This is a genomic window from Massilia sp. IC2-477, from assembly GCF_020707265.1.
GTDB lineage: Bacteria > Pseudomonadota > Gammaproteobacteria > Burkholderiales > Burkholderiaceae_D > Telluria.
The window spans coordinates 106,411-120,937 of sequence record NZ_JAJFEQ010000004.1 but is presented as its reverse complement, the minus strand read 5'-3'; the positions used below and the strand labels follow the sequence as shown (position 1 = coordinate 120,937).

Genomic DNA, 14,527 nt, shown 5'->3' with positions numbered 1-14,527 from the left:
CCGCATGGACATCGAACAGCTGGATTCCCGGCCGGGCGGCAAGGCTGCGTCGGCGTCCGGCCCGCCCGGCTTCCCGATCGTGGGCATCGGGGCCTCGGCCGGTGGCTTCCCGGCCCTGATCACCCTGCTCGAGCACATGCCGCCCGATCCCGGCATGGCGCTGGTTATCATCCTGCACCTGGGAAGCGGCCCCAGCGCCGCCGACAAGGTGCTGCAGCGCGCCACCGACATGCCGGTGGTGCAGGTGACGCACACGGTGCCGATCCTGCCCGACAAGGTCTACGTGATCCCGCCCGACCGCAGCCTGAAGATGAGCGACGGCCACCTGGTGCTCGACGAACTCGAGCGGCGCAGGGCGCGCCCGGTGGCGATCGACGTGTTCCTGCGCACCCTGGCCGAAACCCATGGCGAGCATGCGATCGGCGTGGTGCTGTCCGGAATGGGCTCGGACGGCACGGCCGGCCTGGCCTGCATCAAGGAGATGGGCGGCGTCACCATCGCCCAGCTGCCGGCCGAAGCCGGGGAAGACGCCATGCCGCGTTCGGCGATCGAATCCGGCATGGCCGACTTCGTGCTGGCCGCGGCCGAGATCCCGCGCAAGCTGGTCGAGCTGCGCGACGGCGCGCGCCGCATCCGCCAGCGCGCGCTGGAGGGCAATCCGCCCGAGGACGGGCCCCTGTTCGACCTCGGGACCCACCCGCAGGCGGCGCTGCGCGAGGTGCTGTCGGTGCTGCGCGCGCGCACCGGCCACGATTTCAGCCACTACCGGCGCCAGACCCTGCAGCGCCGCCTGGAGCGGCGCCTGCAGGTGCGTTCCGTGCCCGACATGCTGGCCTATTGCCGCCTGCTGCACAATGATCCGAACGAGGCGCAGGCCCTGCTCAAGGACCTCCTGATCGGCGTCACCAGCTTCTTTCGCGACCGCGAAGCCTTCGATGCGCTCGACCGCAACGTCCTGCCGGACCTGTTCGCAACACTGGCGCCAGGGCAGGCCCTGCGCGCCTGGGTCGCGGCCTGTTCCACCGGCGAAGAGGCCTACACCCTGGCCATGCTGCTGGCCACGCGTGCGTCCGGGAACCGCAAGCTCCAGGTATTCGCCACGGACATCGACGAGCACGCGATCGAGGTGGGGCGCGCCGGCCTGTACCCGGCCGCGATCGCTGACCACGTGCCGCCGCAGTTGCTGCAGCGCTACTTTACCCATGAAGGGGGCCTGTACAAGGTGCGTCGCGTCCTGCGCGACATGGTGCTGTTCACCAACCACAACCTGCTGCACGACCCCGCCTTCAGTCGCGTCGACCTGATCACCTGCCGCAACTTCCTGATCTACCTGAATCCGGACATGCACCAGCACGTCCTGCAGCAGTTCCATTTTGCGCTGAACCCGGGCGGCATTCTGATGCTGGGCAGCGCCGAAACCGCCGAGGCTGCCGCCCAGCTGTTCGAGCCGCTCGACCCGGCCCAGCGCATCTACCGGGCGCGGCCGGTAGCGCGCCGGCCGCCAGCGGGACCGGCCGCTCCGCTGCGGCGGGCGGCCGCGGCGCCGGCGCCGCCCGCGGTCGCTCCCGCGATGCGGCGTGGCCGCCTGTATTCCTTTGCCGAGATCCATCTGCACAAGTCGGCCGAGCTGGCGCCGCCCAGCATCCTGCTCGACGCCCATGGCGACATCGTCCATGTGTCGGAACGGGCGGCGCGCTTCCTGCGGCCCGGCAGCGGCGAACCGACGCGCGAACTGGCGGCCCTGCTGCTGCCTGAACTGCAGCTGCCCCTGCGGGCCGCGCTGTTCCAGGCGCGCAAGGGCGGGCGCGAGGTCCGCACCGGGACGGTACGCTACGGGCGCGACGGCGCCACCCACGCGGTCGACATGCTCGCGGTGCCCTTCCACGACCAGCATGCCGAGGACCAGCTGGTGCTGATCCGGTTCGACGATGCCGAGCCGGATCCCGCGCCCGCCGCGCCGGCGCCGGCCGGCGACGACACGCTGGCGCGCCAGCTGGAGGAAGAGCTGAGCCAGACCCGGCGCCAGCTGCACGACACCGTCGAGCAGGCCGAAAGCGCCGCGCGCGACATGCACATCTACGGCGAAGAGATGCAGACCACCGTCGAGGAACTGCGCGCCGCTGCCGAGGAGGCGGCACGGGGCAGGGAAATGCTGGCCTCGCGCAACCAGGAACTGGAGGCCGACAACCACGCGCTGCAGAAGCGGGCCGAGGAGGCCGCCAAGGCGCACGACGACCTCGCCAACCTGATCGCTTCGTCGGGCGTGGCCACCATCTTCCTCGACCGCGCCATGCGCATCGTGCGCTTCACGCCGCGCATTGCCGACTTCTTCAACGTGATCCCGGCCGACATCGGACGCCCGCTGGCGCACATCACGAATAACTTCGACGATCCGCAACTGGCCGGCGACGCGGCCCAGGTGTTCGACACGCTGCAGGCGATGGAGCGCGAGGTGCGGGGCCGGGATGGGCGTTACTACATCGTGCGGGTGCACCCCTACCGCACCACCACCGACCGCATCGCCGGCGCGGTGATGAGCTTTTTCGACGTCACCGAGCGCAAGCGGGGCGAGCAGGCGCAGCGCGTGAACGACGCGCGGCTGGCGGCGCTGTTCGAGAGCATGCCGGTCGGGGTCGGGGTGTTCAACAGGGAGGGCGACATCACGATGTTCAACCAGGCGCTGCACCGCTACCTGCCGACCAGCCGCATGCCCTCGCGCGACCCGGCACGCTTGGCGCGCTGGCGCGCCTGGGACGCCGACGGGCGCCCGCTGGGGCCGGAGGATTTTCCCGGTGCGCGCGCGCTGCGCGGCGAACGCGTCGTGCCTGGTGTCGAGATGCTGTACACGGACGACGACGGCAGGGAGATCTGGACCCAGGTGTCCAGTCTCCCGGTCATTGCCGAGCGCGGCGAGGTGATCGGCCAGTGCGTCGTCATCACCGACATCGATGCGCTCAAGCGCAGCGAAGCGGCGCTGCGCGAGAACGAGGGACGCCTGCGCGAGCTAGCGGGCGAGTTTGCCCAGATGGTGTGGGAGACCGACGCCTCCGGCATGGTCGTGACCGATTCCCCGAGCTGGCGCGCCTATACGGGGCAAACGCTGGAAGCGTGGCTGGGCATGGGCTGGCTGGACGCGGTCCACCCCGAGGACCGCGCCTATGCCGCCCGCCGGTGGAGCGAGGCGGTGGCCGCGCGCGGCGTGGTCCACGCCCGGTTCCGGGTGCGCCGGGCCGACGGGCAATGGCAGCCGATGAAGGCGAGGGCGGTACCGCTGGTCGGCGCCGACGGCCGCATCCGCAAGTGGGTCGGCCTCAATGTCGAGCTCAATGTCGACGGGGACGAGGACCCGCCGCGCGCCTGAGCTAGCGCTGCGCGGCGCCGGTGAAGGCCAGCAGGTGGCGCTCGATTGCCTGCACGTGTCCGTCGTGCTTGCCGAGTTCGCGCAGGGCCTGGGCCAGCGCCAGCAGGTATTCGCTGTTCGGCCCGCTCGGGCCGCGCGCCGTGGCGATCTGGCGGGCGATGTCTTCTTCGCTGGCCGGACCCAGGTAGGCGGCGTTATCCACGGTGGCGATGTACACGATGCCTTCGGCCGCGCTGCCGTCCTCGAAGCGCATCTCGGTGGCGAGGCGCAGGTAGCCGTTCTTTTCGCGGTGGTCGAGGTGGGCGAATTCTTCCGGCGTGACCAGGTAGGCCATGCCGTGGCAGGTCGCGCCTTCGTCAGGCACCAGCGTTACCACCCGGCCGGGGGCGTTTTCGGTGCCGCGGTGGTCGTGCGAACCCTGCCAGAAGCGGCGGCTCCAGCCCTGGATGCTGGCCGGGCGGCGTTCGATGAAGGGAAAGTCGGCCTTGAAGATCAGGGAACCGTAGCCGAACAGCCAGACACTGTCGTGGCTGTCGAAGCGGTCCATCAGGCGGTTGATCGCGATGGTGTTGAGGGACATCGGTGCGTGAAGACAGGGGAATGCGCGCTATTGTAACGTGCAGCGCCCCTTACGCGCAGGGCTCGGGCTGTTGTTCCGGCGTGCGTTTCGGCGTGCGGAAGGCATACCAGGGGAAGGCGCGCCGCAGCGCGACCACCTCGCCGGCATTTGCAATGTCGTAGCCTGGCAGGTCGGCGATCAGGGCCTGCCACTCGCTGCGCCGGAGCAGTTCGCGCAGTTTGCTGATGGGCGGCTGGTCCACGGCTTCCTTGAGGCAGACAAAGTAATACTGCTCGCGCACCACCGGTACGAAGCCGAGGCCGAAGGCTGCCGCCGCGGCTTCGATGCCGAAGCCGGCGTCCGCCACGCCGGCCGCGACGCTGGCGGCGACGGCAAGGTGGGTCGGTTCGGCATTGTCGAAGCCCTTGATCTCGCCGGGCTGGATGCCGGCCTTGGCCAGCAGCTGCTCGATGGTGACCCGGGTGCCGGAGGCCGGCTGGCGGTTCACGAAGCGCAGGTCCGCTCGCCTGAGGTCTTCCATGCCCGTGACGCCCTTCGGGTTCCCTGCGGCCACCATCAGCCCCTGCTGCCTGCCGACAAAGTTGATCAGCTTGTGGCGGCCTGGCTTGAGCATGGACTTGAAGGCCTTGTGCGTCATGCTGCCCGGCGCATGGTCTTCGCTCACGTGGAAGCCCGCCAGCAGGCAGTCGCCGCGCGACAGTGCGGCGATGCATTCGAGGCTGCCGTGGAACTGCAGGTCCAGGTGCAGCTTCGCTTCGCGCGCCATGAATTCCTTCAGGCGCGGCAGGGCCAGGTCGTGGCTCGCGCACATGGGAATCACGTGCGCCTGCGGATCGAAGGCGAGGGCGAACTCGCGTTCCATCTCGGCGATCAGGTTGTCGACCTGCGGCTGCACGCGCATCCGGGCGCGCCGCTCGGCAAACAGCAGCTTCTCGCCGAAGGGCGACAGGCGTGCCCGCTTGCCCCGTTCCCACACGATCAGCTCGGCCCGCAGCGCGGTCTCGAAGCGCTTCAGTTCACCCCAGATGTGGCGGTAGGACAGCCTGAGTTGGGTCGCCGCGGCGCCCACCGATCCGCAGGCGTGGATGGCCCCCAGGATGTCGAACAGTGGATTGCCCAGCTGCTGCCCGGTGATTGCCGCATCGTCGAACGTGTAGGACAGCTTGATGTGCAACATATGCAAACTTGTTCATATTGAAAGATTTTCAGTATAGCTTAGGATGGCGCATCCACAACCAACGATGGGGCGACAATGCGGCTGCATCTCGTACTGCATGCGGGATGGGTGATCCTGGCGGCGCTCCAGGCACCCGATGTCATGGCCCAGTCGAACACCGGCGCCACCGCGCCGCCCCCGGTGCTGCTGGCGGCCGGCAGCCTGCGCCAGGCCATGGGCGAGATCCTGGCCGCCTACCGCGCCGGCGGTGGCCAGCAATTCGGCGTGGCTTACGGGCCCTCCGGCAAGCTGCGCAAGGATATCGAAGGCGGTCGTGCGGTGGACGTCTTCGCCTCGGCGTCCGGCGAGCATACCGAGGCGCTGGCGCGCCAGGGCCTGCTGGGCGCGTCAAGCATCTTCACCCACAACGCGCTATGCGTCGTCAGTGCGCCGGCGTTCAAGCTGCGCCCGGAGAACCTGCTGGCGGAACTCGCCAGGCCGACGCTGCGGCTGGCGACTTCCACGCCCGGCAGCGATCCGATGGGCGACTACACCTGGCAGTTCTTCCGCAAGGCGGAGCAGCAGCAGCCTGGCCTGTTCGGCATCATGGATGCCAAGGCCCTCAGGCTGTCGGGCACCGCGGAGCTGGCGCCGGACAGCACGCTGCCCTACGTCACCGCCTTCGAACAGGACAAGGCCGATGCCTACATCATGTACTGCACCAACGCGGTACTGACGAAGCAGGCCGTGCCGCGGCTCGAGATCCTGCCCATACCCGACGAACTGAATGTGCGCAGCGCCTACGGCATCGGCGCCCGCCGCGGCTCGGCCGAGGGCGAGCGGCTCGTGCGCTTCGTGCTGGGGCCGGCGGGGCAGGCGATCCTGCGCCAACATGGATTTCACTAGAAAGGAGCTTCACCCATGCGTTTCCTGAACAAACAGCTTGCCCTGCTGGGCTTCCTGCTGGCCACCGCCGCGCCGGCCCTGGCCCAGCAGGTCATCAAGCTTTCGACCACCACCAGCACCGAAAACTCGGGCCTGCTGCAATACCTGCTGCCCAAGTTCGAAGCCAAGACCAGCTCGAAGGTCAACGTGATCTCGGTCGGCACCGGCAAGGCGCTGGAACTGGCGAAGAACGGTGACGTCGACGTGACCCTGGTGCATGCGCGCGCGGCCGAGGACAAGTTCGTCGCCGAAGGCCACGGCGTCAACCGGCGCGACGTGATGTACAACGACTTCATCCTGGTGGGGCCGGTAAGCGACCCGGTCGGCATCAAGGGCAGCAAGGACGTGCTGGCCGCGATGAAGAAGATCGCCGACGGCAAGCTTCGCTTCGTCTCGCGCGGCGACAATTCCGGCACCGACCAGATGGAGAAGGCCTACTGGAAGCAGGTCGGCACCCAGCCACAGGGCGCAGCCTATATCTCGGCCGGGCTGGGCATGGGCGAAGTGCTGAACATGGCGGCCGAGATGAACGCCTATACCCTGACCGACCGCGCCACCTATGTCGCCTACAAGGCCAGGACCGGCCTGCAGATCGCGGTCGAGGGCGATCCGAAGATGTTCAACCCCTACGGCATCATCGCGGTCAATCCCGAGCGCCACAAGCACGTCAACTACAAGGGGGCGATGCAGCTGGTCGAGTGGATGACGTCCGATGAAGGACAGAAGCTGATCGCCTCGTTCAAGGCGGGCGGCGAGCAGGTCTTCTATCCGTCCGCGAAGGTGGGCAAGTGATGCGCGCCGGCCTGCGCCGCCTGGTACTGCTGCCGCTGCTGCTGGCGGCGGGGATCGCCTGCGCGCAGGAGGCGGCGCAGCTGGAGGTGTTCACGCTGCCGAAGTAGGCGTCGCGCCGGCAACAAAAGTCTCGAGGAAGCCGATGAAGCTCTCCGCCGCCGGCGATAGCGAGCGCCCCGGGCGGGTGTAGAGGAAGAAGCGGCGCGTGAGCACCGGATCTTCCAGCGGCCGCATCACAAGGCCGTACAAGGTCACCAGGGGTGCGGCGTAGGGCAGGCAGGCGGTCACCCCGAGGCCGGCCGCGGCCATCGCCAGCGCGGTGGTCATGAAGGTGACTTCGTTGGCGGGTTTCACGGGGACTTCGCGCAGGGACGCGTGCACGTCTTCCAGCAGGCGTTCGGTGAACTGGCCCTGCAGCGAAATGAAGGGGTAGCGCGCCAGGTCCTGCCAGGTGACGCGCGCCTGGCGCTCCAGCTCGTGCCCTTTCGGGAACACGAGCGCAAAAGGCATCTCGAACAGCAGGCGGGCGTCGAGCGGCGGGGCCGGCTCGCGCTCGGGGCCGATACCGAAGTCGGCTTCGCCCGACAGCACGCGCGCGATCACGTTCTCGACGCCGGTGTCGCCCAGACGCACCTCGATATCCGGATGGCGCGCGCGGTAGGCGGCGATCGCTTCCGGCATCAGGGTGCAGGACAGCAGTTGGGGCGCGGCGATGCGCACCATGCCCTTCTTCAGGCGCGTGTGGTCGGCCACGTTGGCCAGCGCGCCGTCGAGGTCGTCGATCATCTGGCTGAACAGCGGATACAGTTCCTTGCCGATGTCGGTGAGCAGGGCGCGCCGCGTGCTGCGGTCGACCACCTTGGCGCCCAGGGTCTGTTCCAACTCCTTGATCAAACCCGAAAGCGCCGACTGCGTGACGTGCATCGCCTGCGCAGCGAGCGTAAAGTTACCCGTCTTGGCCAGCGCCACGAAGGCGCGCATTTGCCGCAAGGTCGGATTCATAAGCTTATCTAATAAATCGGGCGAAAAATACTGTTTGAATGATAGTACGATTTGCTCTCTAATGGCGAAAAAGCCAACACTCATCAAAGGAAACGCCATGAAACTCGCCTCCCTCAAGGCCGGCGGCCGCGACGGCACGCTGGTCGTCGTCAGCCGCGACCTGGTCACCTGCCAGGCCGTCCCGAAGATCGCCCGCACCCTGCAGTGCGCGCTCGACAACTGGGATGAATGCGCGCCGCAGCTGCACAAGGTGTACGAGCGCCTGAATGCCGGGACTGCGGACAGGGCCGAGTCCTTCATCGAGGAAGAATGCCATTCGCCCCTGCCGCGCGCCTATCAATGGTGCGACGGTTCGGCCTACATCAACCACGTCGAGCTGGTGCGCAAGGCGCGCGGCGCCGAGGTGCCGGAATCCTTCTATTCCGATCCGCTGATGTACCAGGGCGGTTCCGATTCCTTCGTCGGACCCTGCGACCCGATCGCGGTGCTGGACGAGGCGTGGGGCGTGGACCTGGAAGCTGAGGTGGCGGTCATTACCGGCGATGTGCCGATGGGCGCCTCCGTGGAAGAGGCGGCAAAGGCGATCCGCCTGGTGATGCTGGTGAACGACGTTTCGCTGCGCAACCTGATCCCGAACGAGCTGGCCAAGGGCTTCGGCTTCTACCAGTCGAAACCGGCCAGCGCGTTTTCGCCGGTAGCGGTGACGCCGGACGAGCTGGGCGATGCCTGGGTCGACTCCAAGCTGCAGCTGCCGCTGCTGGTCACGCTCAACGACAGCCCCTTCGGCCGTCCCAACGCGGGCGAAGACATGACCTTCAGCTTTGCCCAGCTGGTCGCCCATGCGGCCAGGACGCGCGAACTGGGCGCGGGCTCGATCATCGGCTCGGGCACGGTGTCGAACAAGCAGGGCAGCCTGCACGGCTCGAGCATCGAGAACGGCGGCGTCGGCTACTGCTGCCTGGCCGAAGTACGCATGTACGAGACGATTGAACAGGGCAAGCCGAAGACCCCCTACCTGGCGTATGGTGACACGGTGCGCATCGAGATGGTCGATGGGGACGGCGCCAGCATCTTCGGTGCGATCGATCAGGAGGTGACGCCTTATCATCGCAAGGACTCGCATCGGAGGCATGCATGAAGCTCTACACCTATTTTCGCAGCTCGGCCGCGTACCGGGTGCGCATCGCGCTCAACCTGAAGGGGCTGGGCTATGAGGCGGTGCCGGTGCACCTGCTGCGCGACGGCGGCCAGCACCTGGCCGACGAGTACCTGGCGGTGAATCCGAGCGCCCTGGTGCCGGCCCTGCAGGACGAGACGATCCTCCTGACGCAGTCGATGGCCATCCTGGAATACCTGGAAGAGGTGCATCCGATGGTGCCGCTGCTGCCGAAGGATGCCATCGGCCGGGCGCGCGTGCGCGAGCTGGCGCAGATCATCGCCTGCGACATCCATCCAGTGAACAACCTGCGGGTGCTGAAGTACCTGGTGAAGCAGCTGGGGCTGTCGGACGAGGCCAAGTCCGACTGGTACCGCCACTGGGTGATCGAAGGGATGCGCTCGCTGGAAGCCCACCTCGCGCGCAACCCGGGCACCGGCAGCTTCTGCCACGGCGACACGCCGACCATCGCGGACTGCTTCCTGGTGCCGCAGGTGTTCAATGCGAAGCGCTTCGATATCGATGTGACGGCCTACCCGACGATTTCGCGGATTAATGATTTGTGTGTGGATTTGCCGGCGTTTAAGGCGGCGCATCCGAGTCAGCAGCCTGATGCGGAGTGAGGTAGTGCCGAATTTTTGTAGGGTGGGCGGATTTTCCGCCCACGCGGTCGAATCACAGTACTGTCGCCTGCGCGGCTATTCCAATCCCAACTATCGCCGCGTGGGCGGAATCCGCCCACCCTACGAACTAAGCCAGGCTTAGTGCCGCGTCTCCGACCGATCCGGCTCCGACGGCGACGAAATCTCATCCAGTGCCCCCTCCGCGGCTCCTTGTGTCTTGGTCGCGATATCCCCCAGCGACACGATCCCCACCAGCTGCTTCGACTGCTCGTCGATCACCGGCACACGGCGGATCTGCACGTCGCCCATCGTGTTCAGCACCTCGTCGATATCCTGATTGCTGAAGCAGGTGCGCACGTCGGTGCTCATCACGTCGCCAACAAAAGTCTGGTCCGGCGTTTGTCCGGCCGCCACCGCGCGCACGGTGATGTCGCGGTCGGTGATCATGCCGACCAGCTTGTCGCCGTCGCACACGGGAATCGCGCCCACGTTCAGGTCGTCCATCATCTGCGCCGCGCGCTGCACGGTTTCCTGCGGCGAGATCGTTTGCACGTCGGGCGTCATCACTTCACGAATCGTTTGCATGTTTCCTCCTGTGTGGTTGGTCGTCACGGACAAAAATCATGCCTTGAAATGCAAACGGCGGACGCTAGATTGACCGTGGGAACAGGCTACAATCCCGCCTCCCGATAAATGCCCTTTTGCCATGTCTAACCATCCTATTCCTGCTCCCATCATTGCTGCCCTCGACCTTGCCGATGCGTCCTGGCGGCCGATCCTCGAGGCCGGCCTGCAGGCCGTGGCCAGTGCCGATCCGGCCTACCTGCCCGCCCTGGCGGTCGACGACTACCTGCCGACCGAGGGACGCCTGTTCGCCGCTTTTTCCCAGCCGCTGGACAAGGTTAGGCACGTGCTGGTGGGGGAGGGGCCGTACCCGCGCGCCGAGAGCGCGACCGGAGTCTGCTTCATGGATGGGGCGGTGGGGGAACTGTGGTCGGAGACGGGACTGTCCAAGCCGGTCAACCGCGCCACTTCGCTGCGCAACTTCATGAAGATGCTGCTGGTCGCTAGCGGCCGCCTTCAGGCGGAGGACACCGGCGGCAGCGCCCTGGTTCCGGTGGCGCAGGCGGCGCGCCGGACGGGCTCCGGCACGATCCAGACCCTGGCCCAGCTGCAGGACAATTTGCTGGGGCACGGTTTCCTGCTGCTGAACGCGGCGCTGGTGTTCCGCAAGCACGTGGCGCCGGCGATCGATGCGCGCGCCTGGCAGCCCTTCTTGCAGACCGTGCTTGCCGCCCTGGCAAGCCAGCCTCAGCCGCCGACCCTGGTCCTGTGGGGCAAGATCGCCGAACAGCTGAAGAAACTGCCGGAAGCGGCGCGCCTGCCGCAGATCCACGCCGAGCACCCGTACAACCTGTCCTTCATCCAGCACAAGGGCATGCAGGAGCTGTTCGGGCCGATGGAATTGCTGCGGTTGCAATAAGCGAGGGGAGGGAGTGATCGGGTCCAGTGGACCGGATCACGCCCCCGCAGTTTTGGGGGCCTCCAAGACAAGCCAGTCAGGATTTGCTATACTTGACTAATTCGATCAACTAATCAGGTTATTTCGCAGCCACGCTCAACAGATTTGATTGTTGCGCTGCACCGATGAGTTGAAAAGAGGCAATATTTTACCACTAACCGGGGTTGTGATGCGTCTGACCACCAAAGGCCGTTTTGCTGTTACCGCGATGATCGATCTTGCCCTGCGCCAGGGCAATGGTCCGGTCACGCTGTCGGGCATCAGCCAGCGCCAGGCCATTTCGCTGTCCTACCTGGAGCAGCTGTTCGGCAAGCTGCGCCGCCATCAGATCGTCGAGTCGATCCGCGGCCCCGGCGGCGGCTACAGCCTGGCCAGGGGCGCCGACAAGGTGACAGTGGCCGACATCATTATCGCGGTCGACGAACCGCTCGATGCCACCCAGTGTGGCGGCAAAGAAAATTGTCACGGCGCCGATGCCGCTTCCGGCACCCGTTGCATGACCCACGAGCTGTGGACCACGCTGAACGCCAAGATGGTCGACTACCTCGATTCGGTCTCGCTGCAAGACCTGGTCGACCAGCAGAAGCAGAAAGAACAGAACGTCGTGGTGGTGCACCGCACCGTCGCCGCACCCAATATTGAAACCGGAGTGAACTGATGAACGCGCCTTTGGACAAACAAATCGAGCAGAGCTTCGTGACTGCGCCGCATTTCCCGATCTACATGGATTATTCGGCGACCACGCCGATCGATCCGCGCGTGGCCGACAAGATGATTCCCTACCTGCGCGAGCAGTTCGGCAATCCGGCATCGCGCAGCCACATGTACGGCTGGAGCGCGGAAGCGGCGGTCGAGGAAGCACGCGGCCACGTGGCGGCCCTGGTCGGCGCCGACCCGCGCGAGATCATCTGGACCTCGGGCGCGACCGAATCGAACAACCTGGCCCTGAAGGGTGCCGCCCACTTCTACAAGACCAAGGGCAAGCACATCATCACGGTCAAGACCGAGCACAAGGCCGTGCTGGACACCGTGCGCGAACTGGAGCGCCAGGGTTTCGAAGCGACCTACCTCGAGCCGCAGGACAACGGCCTGATCACCGTCGCCCAGCTGGAAGCCGCGATCCGTCCGGATACCATCCTGGTCTCGGTCATGCTGGTGAATAACGAGATCGGCGTCATCCAGCCGATCGACGAGATCGGCGAACTGTGCCGCTCGAAGGGCATCATCTTCCATTGCGACGCCGCACAGGCGACGGGCAAGGTCGAGATTGACCTGAACAAGACCAAGTGCGACCTGATGACCTTCACCGCGCACAAGACCTATGGTCCGAAGGGCGTCGGCGCCCTGTACGTGCGCCGCAAGCCGCGCGTGCGCCTGGAAGCGCAGATGCACGGCGGCGGCCACGAGCGCGGCCTGCGTTCGGGCACGCTGCCGACCCACCAGATCGTGGGCATGGGCGAAGCCTTCCGCCTCGCCAAGGAAGAGATGGCGTCGGAACTCGCGCGCGTGAAGGCGCTGCGCGACCGCCTGGCCAAGGGCCTGCTGGAGATCGAAGAGGTCTACATCAACGGCGACATGGACCACCGCGTGCCGCACAACCTGAACGTCTCGTTCAACTACGTCGAGGGCGAGTCGCTGATCATGGCGATCAAGGACATCGCCGTGTCCTCGGGTTCGGCCTGCACCTCGGCCTCGCTGGAGCCGTCCTACGTGCTGCGCGCCCTGGGCCGCAGCGACGAACTGGCGCACAGCTCGATCCGCTTCACCATCGGCCGTTTCACGACCGAAGAGGACATCGACTTCGCCATCAACCTGCTGAAGTCGAAGGTCGGCAAACTGCGCGAACTGTCGCCGCTGTGGGACATGTTCAAGGAAGGGATCGATCTGAATTCGATCCAATGGGCAGCCCACTAATAAGTTTTGAGCGCGCTTAGCGCTTTAAGAATCTCTAGGAGTATTCAAAATGGCATATTCGGACAAAGTACTGGACCACTACGAAAACCCGCGCAACGTCGGCGCCTTCGACAAGGGCGACGATGCGATCGGCACCGGCATGGTCGGCGCACCGGCCTGCGGCGACGTGATGAAGCTGCAGATCAAGGTCAACGACCAGGGCCTGATCGAAGACGCGAAGTTCAAGACCTACGGCTGCGGCTCGGCCATCGCATCGAGCTCGCTTGTGACCGAATGGGTCAAGGGCAAGTCGCTGGACGAAGCGCTGGCGATCAAGAACACCCAGATCGCCGAAGAGCTGGCGCTGCCGCCGGTGAAGATTCACTGCTCGATTCTGGCAGAAGACGCGATCAAGGCCGCCGTGGCCGACTACAAAGCGAAGCACGCCGAGAAGGCGTAATAGTTAGCAAAGACTGGAGTAACCGTAATGGCAATCACCCTGACTGAAAAAGCCGCGAAGCACGTCAACCGTTACCTCGAACGCCGGGGCAAGGGCATCGGCTTGCGCTTCGGTGTGCGCACGACCGGCTGCTCCGGCCTGGCCTACAAGCTTGAGTACGTCGACGATGCGAGCGCGGAAGACAACGTCTTTGAATCGCACGGCGTGAAGGTCTTCGTCGACCCGAAGAGCCTGCCCTACATCGACGGCACCGAACTGGACTTCGCCCGCGAAGGCCTGAACGAGGGCTTCCGCTTCAACAACCCGAACGTCAAGGATAACTGCGGCTGCGGCGAAAGCTTCCGCATCTGACCGGCATGCAGAACCACTTCGAGCTGTTCCAGCTGCCGGCCACGTTCGCGGTCGACCAGGACCGATTGGACGCGGCCTACCGCGAAGTCCAGGGCCGCGTGCACCCGGACCGCTTCGTCAACGCCACCGACGCCGAGAAGCGCGTGGCGATGCAGTGGGCGACCCGCGCCAACGAGGCCTACCAGACCCTGCGCAATCCGCAGAAGCGCGCGCAGTACCTCTGCGAGATCAACGGCGTCGACCTGCAGACCGAGTCGAACACGGCGATGCCCGCAAGCTTCCTGATGCAGCAGATGGAATGGCGCGAGGCGCTCGAGGATGCACGCTCCTCGAAGGATGCGGGCGCGCTGGACGAGCTGGACGCCCAGCTGCGCCGCGAGCGCAAGGGCATGCTGGAACAGGTCGGCAGGCAGCTGGATGCCGGCGATTATCATGGCGCCGCGCAGACCGTGCGCGCCATGATGTTCCTCGATAAATTCGGGGAAGAGGTACAGTACGCGTTCGAAGCACTGGACGCGTAACAGCGAATGGTTTTTTCGTAGGGTGGGCGGGTCTCCCGCCCACGCGTCCAACCAGAATATGCGCCGCGGCAACGCATGCATTTGTTGAACGCGTGGGCGGGGAACCCGCCCACCCTACAATGACGATACGTCGTCGCACAAAACAAGAACACAGGTAACACGACA

General features: G+C 66.0%; 15 protein-coding genes. 11 read left to right on the top strand and 4 right to left on the bottom strand.

The window, feature by feature from the left end; all coding sequences use genetic code 11:
• Positions 1–4: 4 nt before the first annotated feature.
• Positions 5–3,361 carry a CheR family methyltransferase gene (locus LK542_RS09380; RefSeq protein ID WP_227811699.1) on the top strand — a complete coding sequence of 1,119 codons (3,357 nt, stop codon included), beginning with the start codon at positions 5–7 and terminating at the stop codon, positions 3,359–3,361.
• A gap of 1 nt (position 3,362) precedes the next feature.
• Here the strand turns inward: LK542_RS09380 and LK542_RS09375 are convergent, their stop codons facing one another.
• On the bottom strand, positions 3,363–3,941 hold the full coding sequence (locus LK542_RS09375) for a gamma-glutamylcyclotransferase (RefSeq protein ID WP_227811698.1): 579 nt from the start codon (positions 3,939–3,941) through the stop codon (positions 3,363–3,365).
• Between the two features lie 49 nt (positions 3,942–3,990).
• Positions 3,991–5,118, bottom strand: a complete 1,128-nt coding sequence (locus tag LK542_RS09370) for a substrate-binding domain-containing protein (protein WP_227811697.1) — start codon at positions 5,116–5,118, stop codon at positions 3,991–3,993.
• Positions 5,119–5,193: 75 nt separating this feature from the next.
• Between LK542_RS09370 and LK542_RS09365 the strand changes: the two genes are divergently transcribed.
• Both LK542_RS09365 and LK542_RS09360 read left to right on the top strand, forming a co-directional pair.
• On the top strand, positions 5,194–6,003 hold the full coding sequence (locus LK542_RS09365) for an extracellular solute-binding protein (protein ID WP_227811696.1): 810 nt from the start codon (positions 5,194–5,196) through the stop codon (positions 6,001–6,003).
• A 15-nt stretch (positions 6,004–6,018) separates the two neighbouring features.
• Positions 6,019–6,834 carry a substrate-binding domain-containing protein gene (locus LK542_RS09360; RefSeq protein ID WP_227811695.1) on the top strand — a complete coding sequence of 272 codons (816 nt, stop codon included), beginning with the start codon at positions 6,019–6,021 and terminating at the stop codon, positions 6,832–6,834.
• Positions 6,835–6,924: 90 nt separating this feature from the next.
• Here LK542_RS09360 and LK542_RS09355 read toward each other — a convergent pair whose 3' ends face one another.
• Positions 6,925–7,836 (bottom strand): LysR family transcriptional regulator, encoded by a 912-nt coding sequence (locus LK542_RS09355; protein ID WP_227811694.1) that lies wholly within the window; start codon positions 7,834–7,836, stop codon positions 6,925–6,927.
• A gap of 97 nt (positions 7,837–7,933) precedes the next feature.
• Between LK542_RS09355 and LK542_RS09350 the strand changes: the two genes are divergently transcribed.
• Both LK542_RS09350 and maiA read left to right on the top strand, forming a co-directional pair.
• Positions 7,934–8,974, top strand: coding sequence for a fumarylacetoacetate hydrolase family protein (locus LK542_RS09350; protein WP_227811693.1), 1,041 nt, complete (start codon positions 7,934–7,936; stop codon positions 8,972–8,974).
• Positions 8,971–9,615 (top strand): maleylacetoacetate isomerase, encoded by a 645-nt coding sequence (gene maiA / locus LK542_RS09345; RefSeq protein ID WP_227811692.1) that lies wholly within the window; start codon positions 8,971–8,973, stop codon positions 9,613–9,615. Before LK542_RS09350 ends, maiA begins: the two co-directional genes overlap by 4 nt.
• A gap of 138 nt (positions 9,616–9,753) precedes the next feature.
• Here maiA and LK542_RS09340 read toward each other — a convergent pair whose 3' ends face one another.
• Complete coding sequence (locus tag LK542_RS09340; protein ID WP_227811691.1) at positions 9,754–10,200, bottom strand: CBS domain-containing protein; 447 nt, start codon at positions 10,198–10,200, stop codon at positions 9,754–9,756.
• A 121-nt stretch (positions 10,201–10,321) separates the two neighbouring features.
• Here LK542_RS09340 and LK542_RS09335 point away from each other — a divergent pair, with 121 nt between their 5' ends.
• The 6 genes from LK542_RS09335 to hscB all read left to right on the top strand — a co-directional run bounded on the left by LK542_RS09335 (position 10,322) and on the right by hscB (position 14,362).
• Positions 10,322–11,098: a uracil-DNA glycosylase gene (locus LK542_RS09335; RefSeq protein WP_227811690.1), complete on the top strand. Its 777-nt coding sequence runs from the start codon at positions 10,322–10,324 to the stop codon at positions 11,096–11,098.
• A 208-nt stretch (positions 11,099–11,306) separates the two neighbouring features.
• Entirely contained in the window at positions 11,307–11,795 is a 489-nt protein-coding gene (gene iscR, locus LK542_RS09330) for a Fe-S cluster assembly transcriptional regulator IscR (RefSeq protein ID WP_227798956.1), read from the top strand.
• Entirely contained in the window at positions 11,795–13,051 is a 1,257-nt protein-coding gene (locus LK542_RS09325; protein WP_227798955.1) for an IscS subfamily cysteine desulfurase, read from the top strand. The genes iscR and LK542_RS09325 overlap by 1 nt, the downstream gene beginning before the upstream one ends.
• 49 nt (positions 13,052–13,100) lie before the next feature.
• A complete protein-coding gene (iscU, locus tag LK542_RS09320) occupies positions 13,101–13,490 on the top strand; it encodes a Fe-S cluster assembly scaffold IscU (RefSeq protein ID WP_036213867.1) in 390 nt (129 codons plus the stop codon).
• A 27-nt stretch (positions 13,491–13,517) separates the two neighbouring features.
• Positions 13,518–13,841, top strand: a complete 324-nt coding sequence (iscA, locus tag LK542_RS09315) for an iron-sulfur cluster assembly protein IscA (RefSeq protein ID WP_227798954.1) — start codon at positions 13,518–13,520, stop codon at positions 13,839–13,841.
• Positions 13,842–13,846: 5 nt separating this feature from the next.
• The gene (hscB, locus tag LK542_RS09310; protein WP_227811689.1) at positions 13,847–14,362 is read left to right on the top strand and encodes a Fe-S protein assembly co-chaperone HscB; all 516 of its coding nucleotides are present in this window, start codon (positions 13,847–13,849) and stop codon (positions 14,360–14,362) included.
• Positions 14,363–14,527 lie beyond the last annotated feature (165 nt).